Below are 18580 nucleotides of genomic sequence, written 5' to 3' on the forward strand. Positions count from 1 at the left end.
ACCATCTCAAGGTTCCGCGAACTGCACGCCTGACATCGTGTCAGACTTCTCCGGCCCCACGGGCCCGATCACAAGATCTTCGCCAGAGCCGAATTCCCTGATCGTCGACAAGAACGTCTCGGAAGTGCTGACGGCGGTCCACACCGATCAGCCAGGCAGCGGTGAGGCGGGAGCGCCATTCGCTCTCCAGGAGGACTTCGAGTTCCTCATCGGTGATCGCCTGGGCGGCTGAGCGCAGTGACTGGAGGAAGAGTGTGCGCTCACGCTCGTCGTCACGGGTGAAGTTGGCGTGGAGGAGGTGGAGGTAGCGCCCGGTGTCGTTGGTTGTGGGCTTGACGTAGCGCTCGATGACGTCGAGCAGTTCGGGGTTCGAGGAACGAGGAAAGCGCATGACGGCATCTTCCCGTTCGCCGTTGGTCTGCGGCCAGCTGATTCCGGGGTCCGGGTCGGTGGGGCGCCGTGGGCTCATGTGCAGGTACTCCTCAGGCTCGGAGGAGGATGCGGGTGCGGAGGAGGTCGAGTTTGGCCCGGCCGTAGCCGGCGCGTTTGAGGAGCTTGACCCTGGTCGCCTGGCCTTCGACCTGGTCGGAGCTCCAGGGGCTCGACAGGCCGGCGACGACCGCGTCCCAGTCGTGGAGGAGTCCGTCGGCGAACTGCCGCAGGGCGGGCAGATCGTGCTGTCTGACCTGCTCGATCCATCCTTCGAGGTCTTCGCCGCGGGCCACGCCGAGCAGGCCTTCGACAATCTGCAGGAGGCGATCCAGGCCGCTCGGCCCGCGCAAGCCGGCGACGGGAACACAGCGAACGGGGCGACCACTACCGGAAAAGGCGGCCCACTGCGGTAGAAGCTGGAAGGCCGTCACCCGTGACGGCCTTCCGGACGTGGTGCGCGAGCTCCTGGAGGACCTGGGCGACGAGCTGTTCAGTGTCGCCGGGAACGAAAGTCCCGGCCGTCCAGAGCGGCCGGGACTTTTTGTTTCTGCCCACTTTGCGCGTGAATTCATGGTCGAAATCTGAAAGGGGGGACCGGAATTCCAACCTGCGGGGTGGCGGGCTCGCGGCGGTGGGCTCGGGCGGCCTGCTGCATCTCGGCCTCGGCCAGGTGCCGGCGGCCGGCGGCGAGGCCTTGGCGGACCTGCTCGCCCGGCAGGGCGCCGAGTGAGCGACCGGCACCAGGAGCAGCCGGACGGCCCGGTGGTGGCGGTGGTCACCGGCCGCGCCGCCCGGCGCGAAGGGGCTCAGCGTTGGAGACGTGCTGGAGACGCTGTGTGCCGAGCTGGAACACCGGCCGCGGCTCGGCCGGCTGATCCGTATGGTCACCGAGGGCGAGCAGCGCATCCAGGGGGTGCTATTTCCAGGTGAGGTCGTCGCCGTCGACGAGGGCGTTGTTCCAGGCGGGGATCCGGTAGAAGTGCTTGTACTCGCCGAAGGGCCAGTCGGCCTTGTACCAGATCTTTGCCTGTTCGTTGAAGGTGTAGCGGCCTTCGTGGGTGTTGTCCGGGGCGGGGACGAGGGTCTTGGCGGGGGTGGCGGAGTCCGGCCACATGCCGTGTCCGCCGTCGAAGGCCTTGTACGAGTACGTCCTGGCGTCGCGCTTGAATTCGGCGGCGTACTTTGGCTCGGGCTGGGTCTCGACCTTGGTGGCGGCGGCGACGGTGATGGCCAGGGGTGCGCCGGTCAGACGGACGGGGGCGAGCTGGTGGTGGCTCCGGGGGCGATGAAGAAGGCGGTGCGGTTGGACAGGGCCGCGCACAGGGTGCCGTCGGGGGTGACCGCCAGTACCGGAAAGTGATCCAGAACCTCGTTTCACCCGCTGCCGACACTGGCAGCAGGCCTTGCTCTCCCGTCGCGAAGATGTCGGTGAGAGATAGCACCACCTGGGCGTGTCGGCGGGGTCGCTTCTCGTGGCAGGGGTCGATTCGGCGCTTCCGCCAAGGCAGGTCGGGTGGTGCGAAGGGGTTGTTGAGAGTTCGCTGGAGTCTCTTGTCGTCGAGGGGAACGAGGGCTGCTCGCAGTTCTCGGAGGGCCTTGGTTCGGAGGGTGTGAAGAACGAGCTCCAGAAGCGTGCGAACGTGGTAGTCGCCGCTGCGGAGGTCGGTGTCGTCCTGTTCGTAGCAGGGCGTGATGTCTCCGCGGGAGCGGTTGGATGATCGAGCCTGCTCAGCCAGCGATCGGGCGACAAACTTGGTCCCGCGCCGAGCGAGAGGAGTCGAATGGGCCCGAGCGGGGCCCTACATACGGCGTGCCGGCAAATCCTCTCGGGCTCGCCAGAAGTCTGCGTCGTGCGGGTCAGCCAGCCACCTCATCATGCGCTCGGCACATGTTTCGAAGGCCTGGGGTAGCGACATCTCGTCACCGACGGCGAACTTGAGGACGTCGACGTCATGGGTGCCATGGTCGGTCTCGCACCAGCAGCCCACGTTGACCGAGGCGGTCACCTCGTGCTGACCTCGGTCCGTCCAGCCCACCTGAAGCTGGAACTCCAACCAGTCGCTTCCACTCGCCGGCTGAACAACTCACAGGAGGAGAATCACGTATGTCCGGGACTGCGGCCCTGTGAAGACCGCATGCTCCGGTTCCCAATCCCACTTCGTGGCGGCAGCTTCTGACAGAGCTGCGCCAACGCTGCTAGCGGCGCGCTGCAGTGATCCAAGGCCGGCGGCAGACAGCTGGGGGAACAGTGTGCTCAGGGGAACGTCGTAGAAGGTGCCTCGGCTCATAGACATGAGCTGATCATCCGGTCCCTCCGGCGCGGACGACAAGGGCCTCCGCTCTCAGCGCCCGCATAGGCATGGGGGCAGCACGGCCGGGACAACCGGACCGCGACCGTGCTGCAGAACCCCTTGTCCCGCCCGGCCGGCTCCGGAGTATCGCCCCGCCCGCCGGTGGGGCGAATCCCGCACAGGCGGCTGACCTCGGCGGCTACCCTCCCGGACATGGACAGCGCTCCGCCGACCGCCGCCACCGACCAGCCGGCCGACGGCGAGGACCAGGCGCGGTTGTGCGCCCGCCCCGGCTGCTCCAACCCGCTGCCCGCGGCCCGCAGCCGGCCGCCGCTGTACTGCTCGCGTTCGTGCCGCAGCAAGGTCGACCGCGCCAAGGCCAAGGCCCGTGAAGCAGCAGCGGCCGAGGCTGCTGCACCGGCGGTTGCAGCGCCCGCTGCAACCGGGCCCGCTGCGACTGTACCTGGCCCGGCCGTCGCACCGGAGCCCGCGGCGCTCTCCGCCGCCCCGGCCGGTGACGATGACCGCTGGGGCGAGGACGGCCGGCACCTCCTCGGCCTGGCCGATGCTCTGCGCCGCAAGCTCGCCTGGTTCCTGGAGGAGACGGAGAACGGTGACCCGGTCGCCGCCTTCCAGGAGCTGGCCCTGCGGCTGCCCGGCTACAGCCACCGCGTCTTCGCCACCGCCCAGGAGATCCGTGACAAGACCCGCTGGCCCGACCTCACCGAACGCGAGCGCGTCAACCGGCGCATGCGCGAGCGGCTCGATGTCTGGGGCGACGACTCCGCCCCGGCCGACGATGACCGGGACGACAGTTCCGCCCCGCGAGGCGAATCCCCGACCCCCGGCGACGACGACCAGGAGCAGCCCGTCCCCGCGGCGCCGGCCTCCGCCGAGCCGGAGCTCCCGCCTGCCGCTGCGCCGGTCGTGCTGCCCCGCCAACAGGCCGGCGACCCGCCGAGTGTTCCGCCGGAGCCGTACCTGCGTGGCCTCGGCCGGTTCGACCTGATCCAGAACATCAGCAGCCTGATGCAGCAGCCGGGCTGGGACCTGGCCGGGTGGACCCGGGCCCGGGCCTGTTCTACGTCCGCAAGGCCGGCCGGGCGCTCGCCTGGATCGAGCACGGGGCGAGCCGGCTGGACGGCTGGGTCCTGGTGATCGAGGGCCGCTTCGTCGCCGACCCCGCCGACCGGAGCCGCCCGCTGGTCACCAGCACCGCCGAGCTGGCCGTCCTGCTGGTGCGCCAGGCCCTGGAGGGGGGGCTGATCGACGCCGACGCCGCCCCGGTGCTCGGCTGACGACCGGCCGCATCTTGTGAGGCGTCTCGTCGGACGTCTACCCGGTCGCCTTGTGAGCACCTGACGATTCGCCCCGGCGCGGTATCGCCGCAGGTCAGCGCCCATACGGGGCGGGCCGGAAATGCCGACAACCCCTTCTCTGTCCTTCGTCTTGGGTGGCGGAGGTGGCCGGTCGGTGCGGTTCGGGGTTCGCGCCTGCGGCGGGCCTGGTGATTCTTCCCGCGTCCGGCGAAGCCGTCCGCGCCGTCCGGGAGCCGGCCGAACGCCAGCCGCCGACCGCGCCGCTTCGCGGGAGCATCCTCCAGGTGCTCGGCGTGCTGAAGGCCGCGACCGTCAAACAGGGCGTGGACGGCTACGCGCCGGTGATTGCCGGCCTGCAGCACGACATCGACGAGATCGAGACCGAGGTTTTCGGCGGCGACCCGAAGGTGTCGAGGTGCATCTACGAGCTGTCCCGCGAGGTCATCGAGTTCCAGCGGGCCACCAGGCCGCTGCTGGAGATCATGCGCAGCCTGGAAGCCGGCTTCCAGAAGTGCGGCATCGACGAGGAGCTCCAGCGCTACCTGCGCGATGTGGCCGACCACGCCACCTACGCCGCCGAGCGGGTGGACGGCTTCCGGCAGATGCTGCAGAACATCCTCACCGTCAACGCGGCCCTGGTCTCACAGGCGCAGAACGAGGAGATGAAGCAGCTCGCGGAGGCGGGGCACGCCCAGAACGACGAGATCAAGAAGATGCCCGAACTTCACTGGGTGTTCGGCTATCCGTTCGCGATTGCGCTGATGGGTGTGGTCTGCGTCGGGCTGTACCTGATCTTCAAGCGCCGCAACTGGCTGTGACCGCCATGTCGAGGGAGGGAGGCGCGATGCGCCGTTATGGTTCCGTGGTCGTGTTCTCGGCGATGTTCGCGTGGGTCGGGTTCATCGCCCGCTGGATCGCCCACGGCCAGTAGGCCGGGGGTCTCAGCGGCTCGGCTCCTCGTTTCATCGCCTACGACAACCACGCAGCCGAGCTGCTCGACCAGGCCGCCTACCACACCGAGCACTTGCGGCTCGGGCTCAGCGACGCGGAGGAGCCGGACGGGCCCGCCGAGGCAGCGCTGGGCGTGACCGGCTGACCGCGGCCACCCGGCGGGGTGGTCGCCGTCTGTCCGGCGGACCGGCCGCGGTGCGCGCCGGTAGGATCTTTGCATGAATGCGCAAGGAGAGGCGTGGGATGCGGATGCGGCGGAGCGCGCGGTGGCGGTGCTGAAGGCGGTCGCCGACCCGTCGCGCTACCGGCTGCTGTGGGCGCTGAGCCGGCGGGAGCTGCCGGTGAGCGAGCTGGCGCAACTCCTGGGCGCGCACGTGGCGGCGACGTCGCAGCATCTGGCGAGGCTGCGGGCGGCGGGCTTGGTGGTGTCGCGGCGGGAGGGGACGCGGATCTTCTACCGGGCCGCCGACGTGAGCGGGCTGCTGACCGAGGCGGCGCTGGTCGCCAGCAGGATGCCGGAGCACGGGGGCGGTAGTGGCGGCGGTGGCGGCGGTGAAGCAGCGGCCGCCGTGGTGGTCGAGACGCAGGGCGCTCGGGCGGCCCGGCTGGGGCGGCGGCGCCCGGCGACGGAGCAGGCGGTCTGAGCCGTGCGGCGTCGGACGGCGCGGGACGGGGTGTCCCGCGCCGTCGCGCGTCAGCGGGGCAGGTCGGCGCCTTCGTCGAGGCGGTATTCCTGGGGGGCGGCGTCGTAGCTGAACAGTTCGGCGTAGCGGCCCCAGTCGGTGGCGGTCTCCAGCTGCCGGTCGACCTGTTCGCTGGTGTAGTGGTGGGCGAGCAGGTCGCGGAAGAAGCCGGCGCGGACGGTGGCGCCGTCCTTGCCGCGCAGGCTGTTGGCGATCAGCTTGACCAGCGGCACCTCCAGGGCGGCGCCCGCGAAGATGGTCTTGGACTTCTGGACGTCGGCGTCGGCGAAGGCGGTGCCGGTGCCGGTGAGGAGCAGGTCGTCGTCGCTGATCTCGGCGAAGCCGAGCAGGTCGAGGGCGTCGACCTGGGGGAGCATGTCGTCGATGTCGAGGCCGAGTTCGTCGGTGAGGCCGGCGAGGTCGCAGCGTCCGCCGCGGTGGGCGATCATCTCGGCGAGGCCGGAGAGGCCGTCGACGGTGGCGGTGGGCAGCGGGGTGTTGGCGACGGTGCGCTTGTCGAGCTGGACGGCCTCGCTGCGGCCGGGCAGGCGGGTCTCCTTGGGGCGGCCGGTCATGATTCGGTAGACCCGGTCGACGAGCTCGTCGAAGGCGGCGGAGTCGCGGTCGCGGGGACGGTCGAGGGCGACCTCGACGGTCTCGCGGATGGTGCCGTAGGGGCGGGAGCCGAGGACGACGATGCGGTCGGCCATCAGCACGGCCTCCTCGATGTTGTGGGTGACCAGGACGACGGCGCGGGTGGGGAACTGGCCGGAGTCCCACAGCTCCATCAGTTCGCCGCGCAGGTTCTCGGCGGTGAGCACGTCGAGGGCGGAGAACGGCTCGTCCATCATCAGCACGTCGGGTTCGACGACCAGGGCGCGGGCGAAGCCGACGCGCTGGCGCATGCCGCCGGAGAGCTCCTTGGGGTAGGCGGACTCGAAGCCGTCGAGGCCGATCAGGTCGATGGCCCGGACGGCGGCCTCGGCGCGCTCCTGGGGGCTCACTCCGCGGGCCTCCAGGCCGAGTTCGACGTTCTGCTGGACGGTCAGCCAGGGCAGCAGGGCGAAGGTCTGGAAGACCATGGCGGTGCCGGGGTTGGCGCCGGTCAGCGGGGCGCCGCGGTAGGAGACGGTGCCGGAGCTGGGCGGGAGCAGCCCGGCCAGGCAGCGCAGCAGGGTGGACTTGCCGGAGCCGGACTTGCCGAGCAGTGCGACGATCTCGCCGGCGCGGACCTGGAGGTCGATGCCGGACAGGACGGGCAGTTCGCCGTCGGCGCCGGCGTAGGCCTTGGTGAGGCCGACGGTCTCCAGCAGCACCTCGCCGTCGGCGGGGCGGCCGGCGGGCGCGGTGGCCCGGGTGGTCTTGGTGGTGGTGTCGGTGGCGCGGCGGCCGAGCAGGGTCTTGAGGCTCATGGAGGTTCTCCGTGCGAAGTGGTGCGGGCGGGGCCTCGCGTGAGTGTCAGAGGGAGTAGCGGGTCTCGGCCAGGCGGTAGAGGCGGCGCCAGAACAGCCGGTTGAGGGCGACGACGTACAGGCTCATCACGGCGACGCCGGCGAGCAGGTGCGGGTAGTCGCCGCGCTCGGTGGCCTGCGCGATGTAGGCGCCGAGGCCGGTGGCGGTGAGCGTGGTGCCGCCGAATGTGACGACCTCGGCGACGATGGAGGCGTTCCAGGCACCGCCGGAGGCGGTGATGCCGCCGGTGACGTAGGCGGGGAAGATCCCGGGGATGATCAGGCGCCGCCAGCGCTGGAGGCCGTGCACGCCGAGGTCGTCCATGGCCTCGCGCAGGTCGGTGGGGATGGCCATGGCGCCGGCGATGGTGTTGAAGAGGATGTACCACTGGGCGCCGAGGGCCATCAGCAGGATGCCGCCCACGTCGATCGACAGCCCGGTCTTCAGCAGCAGCCAGACGACCAGCGGGAAGAGGAAGTTGGCGGGGAAGCTGGCGAGCACCTGGACGACGGGCTGGGCGATGCGGGTCAGCTTCGGGGAGAAGCCGATCTTCACGCCGATCGGCACCCAGACCAGGGTGGCCACCGTCACCAGGACGATGACGCGGGCGAGGGTGGCCAGGCCGAGCAGCAGCGGCTCGCCGAACACGCCGAGGCCGGTCTCGTCGTACAGGTAGTGCCCGAGGTCGAACAGGCCCCAGAGGATCAGTCCGCCGGCGACGACAGCGAAGGCGAGGTCTCCGGCCCGCTGCCTGGTGGATCCGACGGCCAGCGGGCGGTCGTCGGTGCCCAGCAGCCGCCCGGCGCGGGACAGCGCCCGGCCCACCGGGCGCAGCAGGCGCCCGAACAGCTCGGGCCAGTGCGAGCGGCGCAGGAAGTCCAGGACGACGGAGCGCTGGATCTCGGTGGCCTCGGACTGTTCGTTCTTGAACTTCTCGGCCCAGGCGGTCAGCGGGCGCCAGAACAGGAAGTTCACGGCGATCACCATGACGGCCATGGTGGCGATCGCCCAGCCGACCTTGCCGAGGTCGCCGTCGGCGATGGCGGCGCCCGCGTAGGAGCCGACGCCGGGCAGCGCGTACTTCTGGTTGTTGACGCTGATCGCCTCGGAGGCGACGAGGAAGAACCAGCCGCCGCCGAAGCTCATCATGCCGTTCCAGACCAGGCCGATCATGCCGGAGGGCACCTCGACCTTCCAGAACCGCATCCAGCGGGTGAAGCGGAACGAGCGGGACAGCTCGTCGAGTTCGCGGGGCAGCGAGGTGAGGGAGTAGTAGAACCCGAAGGTCATGTTCCACGCCTGGGACGTGAAGATCGCGAAGATCGCCGCGAACTCCAGGCCGAGCATGGAACCGGGGAACAGCGCGAGGAAGCCGGTCACCGCGACGGTCAGGAACGCCAGGACGGGGACGGACTGGAGGATGTCCAGCGCCGGGATCAGGATGCGCTCCAGGCGGCGGCTCTTGGCCGCGGCGTAGGCGTACGTGAAGGTGAAGACGACCGAGAGCACGAGGGCGGCGAACATCCGCAGCAGCGAGCGCGCCGCGTCGTACGGCAGCCGTGCCGGATCGGTGTCGACGGCCGCGTCCTGGCCGGTGGAGAACCGGACGGTGGTGCCCTGCCCGACCCGCAGGGCGAGGTAGAGCAGGACCAGGACGGCCGCGGCGACGATCACGTCCACCCAGGTCATCCGGGACAGCCGGCCGGCCATCCGGGCGGGCAGCGAGGTCCGGGAGGCGGCCGGGGCCGACTTCAGGAACGACATGACGGGAACCTCCGGGCGCGCACCACCGGCCCCGGCCGCCTCGGCCACGGGCCGGGGAGCGGGGGCGGTGCGCGTACGTGAAAAGGCAGAAGCCGGAGAACAGGAAGAGGACGGCGACGCATCCGCGGAGGGACGCGCGCCGTGTCACGCCGCGTGCCGTGTCAGGCGCGGGCGGCGGAGGGGAGGCGGCCGGGACGGCGCCGGGTACTGGGAGGGTCTTCGCCCATGGCTGCCTCCTCCGGTTCTGCCTGGGTACGTCTATGCCGGGCAGCCTCATGTGCTGCCGGGGACGGGCACACAAGGGTGTCCCGGGAAGTCTCCTACCTCTTGCGTCGATACGCAAATACGCTTTTCCCGGGGCCGTCCGTTCGAGGCGCTGGGGCGGGCCGCCCCCTGGGCCGGCGCGGGTTTCGCTGTGACCGGTTCACGCCCGGGCTTCGACGAACTCCAGGAGGTTTCCCACGGGGTCGGTGGTGTAGAAGCGGCGGTGGGGCGGCAGGCTGTCGTCCCAGACCACGAGTGCGCCCAGTTGGCCAGGCGTTGCGCGAAGTCGTCGATCTCGCTGACGGTGAGGCCGGGGTGGGCCTTGGTGTTGGGCCGGAAGCCCTGCTCGATGCCGAGGTAGAGCCTGACCCGTCCGCCGTCGGCGGCGAACCAGCATCCTCCCCGCTCGGCCAGCGGCCGGGGCTTGGGGATCTCCGCCATCTGGAGGACGTCGCCGTAGAAGGCGCGGAGCAGGGCTTCGCTTCCGGGGGGTGCGGTGAGCTGGACGTGGTCGAGGGCCGTGATCACTGCGGCCTCCTCTCGTGGTGGGCGGATCGCGCCGGGCCGGGGCCGGCGTCAGTCCTGCGGGTGGACGGTGTCGGCGGCGGGCGAGGTGTGGCGCCGGGCGGCGTCGACCAGCAGCCGGGCGGTGGGCGTCGGCAGGTCGAGCTGGCGCGCGATCCATTGCGGGTCGTGGCCGTGGAGGGCGAACACCCACGCGGTGTAGAGCCGGTTCAGGCCAGGGGCGCCGGGTGACAGCAGCAGCGGCCGTACCTGCTCCATCGGGAAGCCCTCCAGGGTGCGGGCGCTGAACCACTGAGTGTCGTCGTCGCCCAGCGGCAGGGCGAGGGCCTTCCGGGCGGTGCGACGGCTGCGGGCGAACAGCAGCGCGACCAGCAGCCCGGCTGTCGAGGCTCCGATGAGGACTCCGCCGAGGAAGAGCCGCAGGCGGGGCGGGGCGACGCCGACGGCGAGCGGTTCCAGGGAGAGCAGGAGGAGGACGCCCACCAGCGTGGCCCCTCTGCCGGTCCGCGGGAACTGAGCGGCTTTCGTCATGGCGGTGACCTCCTTCTGTGGGCTGCGGTGTGTGTGGCGGGTCGTGCGGACCGGTCTCAGACGAGCGCCGGATGCTCCGTGCGGTCGTCCTCGTCCTCCAGGTGCCAGTGCAGGTCGCGCACGCCCGGCTCCAGGGAGAGGCGGGCGATCACCTGCTCCAAGGCGGCTGTGACGTTGCCGGTGATGGCGACGATGGCTCGCAGGCTGGTGGCGTCGCCCTGTTCGGTTCGGCGGGCGCGCAGGCCGGTCGGGGCGAGGCCGGAGGCGGCGAGGGCCTGGAGCAGCAGGGCCCGGATGTGGGTCTCGGACTTGCGGTCGCACTCCAGGTGGACGGTGGCGCGGCTGGTGGAGTCGGGGTCGCTGCCGGACTGCGGGGTGCGGTCGAGCAGTCGGCCGGCCGGGCGCAGGACGAGGTGGACGGCGAGCACGGCGAGTGTGCCGAGGGCGGCGAGTTCGAGCTTGCCGGAGGCGGCGAGTACTCCGACGGCGGCCGAACACCACAGCGTGGCGGCGGTGTTGAGGCCGCGGACGCCGGCGCCGTCGCGCAGGATGACGCCACCGCCGAGGAAGCCGATGCCGGAGACGACGTAGGAGGCGACCCGGGTGGGGCTGCCGGTGTCGCCGACGGCCTCGCTGTACAGGACGAACAGGGTGGCGCCGGCGGCGACCAGGGCGTTGGTGCGAAGGCCCGCCATCCGGGCCCGCCACTGGCGTTCGACGCCGATCAGCGCGCCGCAGGCGACGCCCGTGGCGAGCCGGAGCAGGAATTCGACGGTGGTCAGGGTGTGCACGGAGGCACCTCCTTCGACGGGGGACGGGTGGGCCGACTCAACCGCGGGTGGGTGAACCTCAGGCGGCGCGGGCGAGGCGGGGGTCGTACTTGTAGCCGATCTGGCGGACGGTGGCGATCGCCTCCCGGTGCCCGGGGCCGACCTTGCGGCGGATGCGGGCGATGTGGCTGGCGATGATGGGGGCACCCCCGGCCGGAGGCTGGGGGAGGGTGTCGCCGGTGTCCGGGCGGCCCCAGACCGTCTCCATCAGCTGGCGACGGGAGTGGACCCGATGGGGGTACCCCCGGCCGAAGGCTGGGGGAGGGTTGTCGACCAGGTGGGCCAGTAGCTCGAACTCCAGCTAGGGGAGAGCCAGTTGCTTTCTTTCCACGGTGACGGTGCGCTGCTCGGCGTCCACCACCAGGCCCGCGTCGGTGTCGATGGCGGGCTGCGGGCGCCGCGCGGAGGGCGGGGAGGCGGACCTCGTCTGGTCCGAGAAGATGGCGTCGAGCCTGGGGTAGCGCACGGCCATGACGGATGCTCCTTCGGCCGGTCGGACGGGTTGCTCAGTGGACGGGGTGCCAGGTGGCTTCCAGTCGGGTCGTCCCGTCCGGGGCGGTGGCGACTCGCCACCTGGCACGCGGACGGACGGGACGGGGGCCCGGAGTGGCCGGGCTCTGGGCGGCGACGGCCCGCAGGACGGGGCTGTCCAGCGGACTCTCCGCCAGGCGTCGGCCCATCGCGGCGAGGGCGGCGCGCAGGCGGCCGCGGCCGGCGGACAGGACGGTGGGGTGGAACGCGGCGACGATGGACATGGCAGGTCACCTCCGTGACAGGGCGGTAAGAGGGCATCAAGCGCGCGGCAGGGAAATGCCCGACTGTGAGTCAGGTGCTCGGCCGGTGACCGATGGCGGCGCGGGCGAGAATGCGCGCGGCGGCTTCGGGCAGGTCCGCGGAGTGGGCGAGCCAGTCCGGGCGGTGCCCCTGGCAGGCCAGCAGGTAGGCCAGGTGCACGCGGGGCTCGTACGCGGAGGCGGCGGTGTTGGGTGTGCCGGAGCGTGGGCAGATGCCGGGGTCGTCGAGGCGGTAGGCGCGCTCGACGCCGTCGTGCAGGGTGAGGCGGACGCTGGGGCAGCGGTGGCGCGGGGTGGTGCGCACGGCCGTACTTCCTTCCTTCCCCGGGTGCGGGGCGGTCGAGGGTTCCGGGTGGGTGGCCGGGGCGGCGGTTCGGTGGCCGCCGCCCCGGCGCGGTGGGTCAGTTGCCCAGGGCGGTCTGGACGATCTTGATGACGACCAGGACCATCGCGATCAGCAGGTAGGTGCGCAGGGCGCCCATGCCGATCTTGTAGCCGGTGGAGACGGTCGGCTTGGCCAGGGTCTCCAGCGGGGGCATCCGCCAGCTGTCGCGGCCGGTGCGGTCGATCGGGTCCTCCAAGGTGGCGGTGCGGCGGCGGGTGAAGGCGTAGCCGGCGGCCAGCACACCGGCGACGCCGCAGGAGGCCATGATCGTCATGATCGTGCCGGAGCTGATGTCCGGGAACAGGACGGAGGCGGTCAGGATGATCGACAGGGTGACCAGGATCCCGACCACGGCGGCGGTGAAGGCGTTGGTCTTGGGGCCGTTGACCCAGGGACCGAGCACGTCCTTGTCGTTGCAGAGCAGCAGCAGGAACACGCTGGCGGAGGGCAGCAGCACGCCGGCCAGGGTCTGGACGCCCTCGGTGAGCAGGCCCAGCGGCGAGCCGGGGATCAGCACGATGGTGGCGGCGACGACCACCAGTCCGGCGTAGACGGCGTAGAAGCCCTTGGCGCCCTTGACCCCGCGGTGCAGGGAGTGCTTGATGCCGAACACGTCGCCGATCGCGTACGCAGTGGAGAGCGAGACCGCGAAGGCGCCGATGATCGAGGCGTCGAGCAGGGCGACCGCGTAGAGGGCGCCGGCGAGCTTGCCGGCGTTGTCGGCCAGGCCCTTGGCGACGCCTGCGCTGTCCTCGAACTGGCCGAAGCCGTCGGTGCCGGTGAAGGCGGCGGCGGTGAAGCCCATCATGGCGGCGGCGCCGACGATGACGATCGCGATGCCGATGACCAGGTCGGCCTTCTCGTACTTCATGAAGCGCGGGGTGATGCGCTTGTCGATCACGTACGACTGCTGGAAGAACAGCTGCCAGGGCGCGACGGTGGTGCCGACGATGGCGATGATCAGCAGCATGACGCTGGACAGCTCGCCGGAGCCGCCCGGCATGTTCGGCACGACGAAGTCGCGGGCCATCTGGGAGGCGGACGGGTGGCACAGGAAGTACACCGGGATCAGCAGCAGCGATCCGACGCACAGGGTGACCACGATCCGTTCGAAGCGCTGGAACGAGCCGGTGAACCCCGAGGCGATGATGACCGCGGCGGCCAGGACGACGGAGGCGACCTTCGGCAGGCCGAGGTAGCCGGCCGCGAGTGTGATGCCGATGAACTCGGTGACCAGAGTGAGTGCGTTGAGCAGGAACAGGTCTATCACCGAGAAGGCGCCCCAGAACTTGCCGAAGCGCTCCAGGATCAGTCTGGCGTGCCCGACGCCGGTGACGGCGCCGAGGCGAAGCACCATCTCCTGGTTGACGTACAGCACCGGGATGAGCAGGAGCAGCGTCCACAGCAGGTGGGTGCCGTAGTTCTGGCCGGCCTGGCCGTAGGTGGCGAACGCGCCGGCGTCGTTGTCGCCGACCATCACGATCAGGCCGGGGCCGACGATCGCGAGCAGGGTTTTGAGCTTGGCGGACAGCCCCTCGCGGGGCGCGGTGTCGTCGTGGTGGATGGTGCCGAGCGCACCCTTGATGTCACCGACGTGCGCGTCGTCCAGTACGGCGGAACGCGGGGCGGGAACCTTCGAGTTGAGCGTGGCGTTGGTGGTCATGACGGGCCTCCCGTGGCCCCGCGGCAGGCGGGGCGGTTCGGGGGCACGCAGCAGCAATCCCCCCTGCGGCAGGGCACACCGCATCGCGCCGCGACGACGCGATGCCACCAGGGCATGGCAAAGCCGTCGGGCGGGCGTGACGCAGCGGCAAGTGTGCGCGCAGGGAAGGTGGTTACCGCGTGCCGGAGGTGTACGAGGGCAAGCGCGGGCAGGGGCAACTGTGGCCTGGACTACTGCAATCCATGTCTCTCGCCTCCTCCCGGCCGACGCACCCCGTGGTGCGTGTGATCGACACGGCAAGGAGTTCGCCGGCGCGCGGAAACGACCGCCGGCTCACCCCAACTCGTCAGAGCTTTGGCACTCCACGGCGTGTCCGGCCCGGTCGGCCGGAAGCCACTTCGGATCAACCCTTAGGTCGGGAGGATCTGTCCTAACCCTGGGCGTCTCTCGACGTCGTCGGATCAGTGGCCTGTGTCCGTGAAGAAGCCTCACCGAACGAGGTGCCTTCTTCAAACCTCGAAAAGCATAGACCCCAGCCGACGCCATACTTGCCTACTTGGTAGAACCTTTACCTTTACCTTTGCTGTGCCTGTGCCTGTGGCAGCGAGTAGGCGGGAAGAGCGCTCCGCCTCGGGATCGGGCCTGCGGGGCTTGCGCGGGCGCTTCGCCAACTCCGGCTTGGCGGGTTGGGCCGTGCCTGCCTGCGCTGCCTTCGCCTGCTGCTTCGCGAGGTAGGCCTCCGCCAGCAGCCCCGCCACCGTCCTGCGCCGCGCCACCGAATCCCCTTGCCACATCTGGCCACCGGCTGGAGCCGACCCCAGGGGACCGAATCCTGCGCCAGTACTACCCACAGGCGGCAGCGCCGAATCGCCGCCACCCGGCCAGGCCGCCGGGCCCTGGCCGGGGACCACGCGTTGTTCACCACCGGCATTGAGGCATCTTTCGGTGAACGAACAGCGCGGGCTGTCTACCGTCTGACGTGCAGCGATGTGTATCGCCGGGCGACTGGGGGTCAAGTGGTTCTCGGAGAGTGGCAGGTTTCCGATCCGTTTCGGTGTTTCGGTCTGTGAGACAGGAGCCCTGTTGCCGGGGTCGGCCGGTCGGTCGTCCGAGTCCACGCTACGAGGTCCGGGCCCTCGCGGGGTCTGGACCTGCGGATGAGAGTGTTTTCGTTGGTGCGGCCGGCGGCGTAGTCGTCGATGTTGCGGGCGGTGGCGTCGATGATCTGGCTGACGGCGGTGTGGGTTCTTCGTAGATGTCGAGGCCGACTCCGGAGAGGCGCCCGGTGCGCAGGGTCGAGTTGCTGGCCGTGGTTGAGCAGGACGTTGGTCCACAGGGCGGCCATGCCGTCGGCGACATCGACGGCCCACAGGACGTCCTCGTCGAGGGCGAGCACGTCGGCGAGCAGGGCCAGCAGCTCCGGCTCGTCGTTCAGGACTCGGCGCGACAGCAGCCACTTGCCTTCGGCGTCCAGGGCCACGCAGTGGTGGTGGGTCTTGCCGATGTCCGTCCCCGCCCAGATTCGGGCCACGGGTTCCTCCGGTCGTTCGATGTGCGCTGTTCTCCCGCGGACGACCTCGCCGACGTGGTCCTACTCAGCGGTGCATCGCGCGGGCGCTCGCAGCTCCTAATCAGTGGCCGGGCCGTCGTGAGACACCGGGCGGCCAGGTCAGGCGAACCACCCACTCAAGAAGGTAGGACCCTATGAGGGCCGGGCCCCCTTCCGTACTCAGCCCGGCGATGCCTATCGTCCGGGTACACACGAGCTCGGGAAGGAGGCCCGGCAATGTCTGTCTACGTCGGTATCGACGTGCATCGCAAGCGGTCCCAGATCGCCCTCGTCGACGAATCGGGTGAGGTGGAGGTCAATCGGAACGTCCCCAACGGCGTCGAGCCCGTACTCAGCGTGATCGGGGATCTTCCCATCGGCACCCCGGTGGCGTTCGAGGCCGCCTACGGCTGGGGCTGGCTGGTGGAACTCCTGGAGGACTACGGGTACCAGCCCCACCTCGTCCATCCTCTGCGGTGCAAGGCGATCGCGTCCGCCAGGCTGAAGAACGACAAGGTCGACGCCGCCACCCTCGGACAACTGCTCCGCGCCGACCTGCTCCCCGAGGCATGGATCGCCCCGCTGGACGTGCGCCAGCAGCGGGCCCTGCTCCGGCACTGCTTTCAGCTGGTGCGCCTGCGCACCCTGCTCAGGAACCGGATCCACACCGTCTTCGCCGACCTCGGCCACACCCGCCCGGCCGGCGGGTGCTTCACCGGTCCGGGCCGGGCCTGGCTGGCCGAACTGCCGCTCCCGGACGCCTCCCGGCATGTCGTCGACGACCTCCTGGCGGTCATGGACTCCCTGCGGCCGCCCATTAGCCTTCGCCTTTCAGTTGGGCCTGGCTGAGCTCGGTTGATGGCACTGGCGACGTGTTGTGCCTGCGTGGGGGTGTGGGGACATGCTGAGGGCCCGACGCGTGGCCGGTGTCTCCGGGGCCCTTGGTTCGTGGGTGGGCAGGGATGGTCGGGGAAATCAGGTGACGGGTCGGGGTAGGGCCTGCAGTCGGGTGAAGGCGGTTGCCAGGTCGTGGCGCCAGGGCCAGGTGGTGGCGATCCGCAGATGTAGTCGGCGGGCGCCGCGGGTGATGCGGGCGGCGGCGTGCAGCAGCCGGTAGGGGAGCTTCTTCGGCTCGGCGGTGGCCAACTCTCCGTCCAGCAGGAGGGTGTGGGTCCAGGCGGGCAGGTCGATGGCGGCCAGGGACAGTTCGAGCCAAGCAGCGTTGATCTGGAAGTGACGGGAGGGGAAGCGGCTGAATCCGGTGGTCTTGCCGCAGTGGATGCGGTCCTCGACGCGGGCGTGGGCGCGGTGGCGGACCTCCAGTAGTTGCAGGGAGCCCTGGCCGTAGGGGGTGTCGGTGAGGAGGACCTGGTGGCGCATGCTCTCGTCCAGGTCGAGCAGCGTGAGCTGGGCGCCGGGGTGTGGGCGTTCGCGGCGGACGGTGATCCGGGTGCCCTCGGGCAGGCCCGGCAGGTCGACCAGGCCGGTCGGCTCGGCGACCTGGGCGCCGTCGCGCAGGGAGCCGTCCTGTTCGAGGGCGGGATGCCATACCTGGTCCGGGAGGTGGCGGATCGCGTGGCGGACCGGCTCGGTGATGGACCATCCGACGGAGAACGAGGCGCGGACGCCGCACGAGCGCAGGGCTCGGATGTGGGCCAGGAAGGCTTTGGCGGAGCCGGCGCTGTCGGTGCGGATGTGGATCTCGGTGCCGTGGCGGTGGGCGTCGGGTATCTGGGCGAGTGCGGCGTCGAGTACGGCGATGTGGTCGGTGGCGGTGTTGGCCGCGGCGTTGCCCGGCCGCAGCACACCTGTCAGGGCCGCGCCGGTGTTGTCGAGGAAGCACAGCAGCGGGTGGTAGCCGAAGCCGTGCTTGTGGGTCGGTGCCGCGTTCTCCTTCTCGGAGTGGCAGGTGACCAGGGTGGCGTCGATGTCGAGGGCCAAGCCTGGCAGTTCGCGTCCGCCCGCGTGAGTAGCGGGGATGCCGTCGCGGGTCTTGCCGGTCTGCAGCCAGGCGGTCTCGCGGGCGGCGGCGCGGGCGCCGCGCAACGCTGCGAGCGCGGCAGGATCGATGCCGGCCGGCCGGCAGTCGCCAGGCGGTCGGGGTGGAGGCGGCCGGGCCGAAGACTTCGGGATGGTCGTGCAGCAGCGTGAGGTCGGCGATCGCCTCGCCGCCGTCGGCGAGCATCACCGCCAGATCGGCGGCGATCCGGCCCGGTTCGTGGCCGGTGCCGCGCGGGCGGAGCCGACGCAGGGCGTCGCTGAAGGCCTGCGTGAGGCCGGTGGCGTCGGCGAAGCGGCCAGCAGGCGCGACCCGGCGTGGCTGACGACCCCGCGTCCGTCGGTGGAGACGACGAGCCGGGGCCGTGACCCGGTAGTGTGCACGTAGAAAGTGCCTTCCTGCTGGGCTGACGGAGACCTTAGACAAGCCTCATCGTCCCAGCTCAGAAGGCACTTTCGCGTTCCCGTTCATGATCCGGACACGGCCCCAAGTGAAACGCGCAGGCTAGCAGGCTGCCTGACGGCGCGCCGCGATCTGCTGTCATCGATGGCAGATCGCGAGGTGGATCCACTCGGGTCAGACTCATCGGATGCGGGGGTTTCGAGGCCGGGTCCAGCGCCTCATACCAGTGGCGCTGACCTTCCCCCGCCTGCCCGGCTGTGACTGTGCACCGTAGATGGCCAGAGTTTTCGCGCTACTTGGCCTACTCCGTGCTCCTCGGTTCCCGCTCACGCCGCGGTCTCCCGGCCTTCGTCGACACCAACGTGGTGCGAAGGCCTGAAAGATTTCCTTCCGTCGTGTCGATCTGTGGCTGCGCCGTTCGACCTGGGACTGAGAGGGTCGAGAGACGATCCCCGATCAAGGAGACTGACGATGGCGAAGTACATGCTGATCATGCGGGGCACGGACGAGTCCGTCGCGAAGATGATGGCCACGCCGTTCGAGGAGATGCTGGAGACGGTGGGCCGCTTCAACGACGAGCTGATCCGGGCGGGGGTGCTCGTCGCCGCGGAGGGTCTGGACGACCCGTCCCAGGGCGTGGTGGTCGACTTCAGTGAGTGGTGTGCATCGTGAAGTGGCAGGTCACGGGCCTGGTGTGATTCCGTATCCCGGTGCTCGTGCTGGTCACGCGCGGCAGTCTGCCGTGT

General features: G+C 70.5%; 18 protein-coding genes, 5 pseudogenes and 1 riboswitch. Of the genes and pseudogenes, 7 read left to right on the forward strand and 16 right to left on the reverse strand.

What is annotated here, in order from left to right; all coding sequences use genetic code 11:
• Positions 1 to 40: 40 nt before the first annotated feature.
• The 4 genes from AB0O11_RS36910 to AB0O11_RS36925 all read right to left on the reverse strand — a co-directional run bounded on the left by AB0O11_RS36910 (position 41) and on the right by AB0O11_RS36925 (position 2486).
• A complete protein-coding gene (locus tag AB0O11_RS36910) occupies positions 41 to 469 on the reverse strand; it encodes a DUF6000 family protein (RefSeq protein WP_363396225.1) in 429 nt (142 codons plus the stop codon).
• Positions 470 to 482: 13 nt separating this feature from the next.
• Positions 483 to 1004 carry a transposase gene (locus AB0O11_RS36915; RefSeq protein ID WP_363396228.1) on the reverse strand — a complete coding sequence of 174 codons (522 nt, stop codon included), beginning with the start codon at positions 1002 to 1004 and terminating at the stop codon, positions 483 to 485.
• A gap of 344 nt (positions 1005 to 1348) precedes the next feature.
• Positions 1349 to 1753: a hypothetical protein gene (locus AB0O11_RS36920; protein ID WP_363396231.1), complete on the reverse strand. Its 405-nt coding sequence runs from the start codon at positions 1751 to 1753 to the stop codon at positions 1349 to 1351.
• Between the two features lie 478 nt (positions 1754 to 2231).
• On the reverse strand, positions 2232 to 2486 hold the full coding sequence (locus AB0O11_RS36925) for a hypothetical protein (RefSeq protein WP_363396234.1): 255 nt from the start codon (positions 2484 to 2486) through the stop codon (positions 2232 to 2234).
• 450 nt (positions 2487 to 2936) lie between these two features.
• Here AB0O11_RS36925 and AB0O11_RS36930 point away from each other — a divergent pair, with 450 nt between their 5' ends.
• From AB0O11_RS36930 to AB0O11_RS36950, 5 genes and pseudogenes are all read left to right on the forward strand, one after another.
• Entirely contained in the window at positions 2937 to 3881 is a 945-nt protein-coding gene (locus AB0O11_RS36930) for a hypothetical protein (protein ID WP_363396236.1), read from the forward strand.
• Positions 3878 to 4021 carry a hypothetical protein gene (locus AB0O11_RS36935; RefSeq protein WP_363396239.1) on the forward strand — a complete coding sequence of 48 codons (144 nt, stop codon included), beginning with the start codon at positions 3878 to 3880 and terminating at the stop codon, positions 4019 to 4021. Before AB0O11_RS36930 ends, AB0O11_RS36935 begins: the two co-directional genes overlap by 4 nt.
• A 344-nt stretch (positions 4022 to 4365) precedes the next feature.
• Positions 4366 to 4860 (forward strand): annotated as a pseudogene (locus AB0O11_RS36940) (CorA family divalent cation transporter); the annotation flags it as partial.
• Positions 4861 to 5012: 152 nt separating this feature from the next.
• A pseudogene (locus tag AB0O11_RS36945) lies at positions 5013 to 5138 on the forward strand (transcriptional regulator); the annotation flags it as partial.
• A 73-nt stretch (positions 5139 to 5211) separates the two neighbouring features.
• Positions 5212 to 5637, forward strand: coding sequence for a metalloregulator ArsR/SmtB family transcription factor (locus AB0O11_RS36950; RefSeq protein WP_363396242.1), 426 nt, complete (start codon positions 5212 to 5214; stop codon positions 5635 to 5637).
• A 50-nt stretch (positions 5638 to 5687) separates the two neighbouring features.
• On the opposite strand, the gene AB0O11_RS36955 is transcribed toward AB0O11_RS36950, so the two are convergent.
• The 11 genes and pseudogenes from AB0O11_RS36955 to AB0O11_RS37005 form a co-directional block, all read right to left on the reverse strand.
• Positions 5688 to 7088: a nitrate/sulfonate/bicarbonate ABC transporter ATP-binding protein gene (locus tag AB0O11_RS36955; RefSeq protein WP_363396245.1), complete on the reverse strand. Its 1401-nt coding sequence runs from the start codon at positions 7086 to 7088 to the stop codon at positions 5688 to 5690.
• A 46-nt stretch (positions 7089 to 7134) separates the two neighbouring features.
• Positions 7135 to 8892, reverse strand: coding sequence for an ABC transporter permease subunit (locus tag AB0O11_RS36960; RefSeq protein WP_363396248.1), 1758 nt, complete (start codon positions 8890 to 8892; stop codon positions 7135 to 7137).
• Positions 8893 to 9316: 424 nt separating this feature from the next.
• A pseudogene (locus AB0O11_RS36965) lies at positions 9317 to 9684 on the reverse strand (glyoxalase).
• Between the two features lie 48 nt (positions 9685 to 9732).
• Complete coding sequence (locus AB0O11_RS36970) at positions 9733 to 10212, reverse strand: hypothetical protein (RefSeq protein ID WP_363396251.1); 480 nt, start codon at positions 10210 to 10212, stop codon at positions 9733 to 9735.
• A 56-nt stretch (positions 10213 to 10268) separates the two neighbouring features.
• Entirely contained in the window at positions 10269 to 11003 is a 735-nt protein-coding gene (locus tag AB0O11_RS36975; RefSeq protein WP_363396254.1) for an MgtC/SapB family protein, read from the reverse strand.
• A 58-nt stretch (positions 11004 to 11061) separates the two neighbouring features.
• The gene (locus AB0O11_RS36980) at positions 11062 to 11343 is read right to left on the reverse strand and encodes a winged helix-turn-helix domain-containing protein (protein ID WP_363396275.1); all 282 of its coding nucleotides are present in this window, start codon (positions 11341 to 11343) and stop codon (positions 11062 to 11064) included.
• Complete coding sequence (locus tag AB0O11_RS36985) at positions 11344 to 11514, reverse strand: hypothetical protein (protein ID WP_363396257.1); 171 nt, start codon at positions 11512 to 11514, stop codon at positions 11344 to 11346. It abuts the gene before it with no gap.
• Between the two features lie 34 nt (positions 11515 to 11548).
• Complete coding sequence (locus AB0O11_RS36990) at positions 11549 to 11797, reverse strand: hypothetical protein (RefSeq protein WP_363396260.1); 249 nt, start codon at positions 11795 to 11797, stop codon at positions 11549 to 11551.
• A gap of 70 nt (positions 11798 to 11867) precedes the next feature.
• Complete coding sequence (locus AB0O11_RS36995) at positions 11868 to 12140, reverse strand: hypothetical protein (protein WP_363396263.1); 273 nt, start codon at positions 12138 to 12140, stop codon at positions 11868 to 11870.
• A 97-nt stretch (positions 12141 to 12237) separates the two neighbouring features.
• The gene (locus AB0O11_RS37000) at positions 12238 to 13884 is read right to left on the reverse strand and encodes an NRAMP family divalent metal transporter (RefSeq protein WP_363396266.1); all 1647 of its coding nucleotides are present in this window, start codon (positions 13882 to 13884) and stop codon (positions 12238 to 12240) included.
• Positions 13885 to 14214: 330 nt separating this feature from the next.
• Positions 14215 to 14391, reverse strand: a riboswitch (M-box (ykoK) riboswitch).
• 790 nt (positions 14392 to 15181) lie between these two features.
• A pseudogene (locus tag AB0O11_RS37005) lies at positions 15182 to 15415 on the reverse strand (transposase); the annotation flags it as partial.
• Between the two features lie 255 nt (positions 15416 to 15670).
• On the opposite strand from AB0O11_RS37005, the gene AB0O11_RS37010 reads away from it, so the two are divergent.
• Positions 15671 to 16282 carry a transposase gene (locus tag AB0O11_RS37010; RefSeq protein WP_363396269.1) on the forward strand — a complete coding sequence of 204 codons (612 nt, stop codon included), beginning with the start codon at positions 15671 to 15673 and terminating at the stop codon, positions 16280 to 16282.
• A gap of 126 nt (positions 16283 to 16408) precedes the next feature.
• Here the strand turns inward: AB0O11_RS37010 and AB0O11_RS37015 are convergent.
• Positions 16409 to 17815: pseudogene (locus AB0O11_RS37015) on the reverse strand (IS1380 family transposase).
• A 490-nt stretch (positions 17816 to 18305) separates the two neighbouring features.
• On the opposite strand from AB0O11_RS37015, the gene AB0O11_RS37020 reads away from it, so the two are divergent.
• Positions 18306 to 18506, forward strand: coding sequence for a hypothetical protein (locus tag AB0O11_RS37020; RefSeq protein ID WP_363396272.1), 201 nt, complete (start codon positions 18306 to 18308; stop codon positions 18504 to 18506).
• Positions 18507 to 18580 lie beyond the last annotated feature (74 nt).

The sequence above is a fragment of the Kitasatospora sp. NPDC093102 genome, from assembly GCF_040683915.1.
GTDB lineage: Bacteria > Actinomycetota > Actinomycetes > Streptomycetales > Streptomycetaceae > Kitasatospora.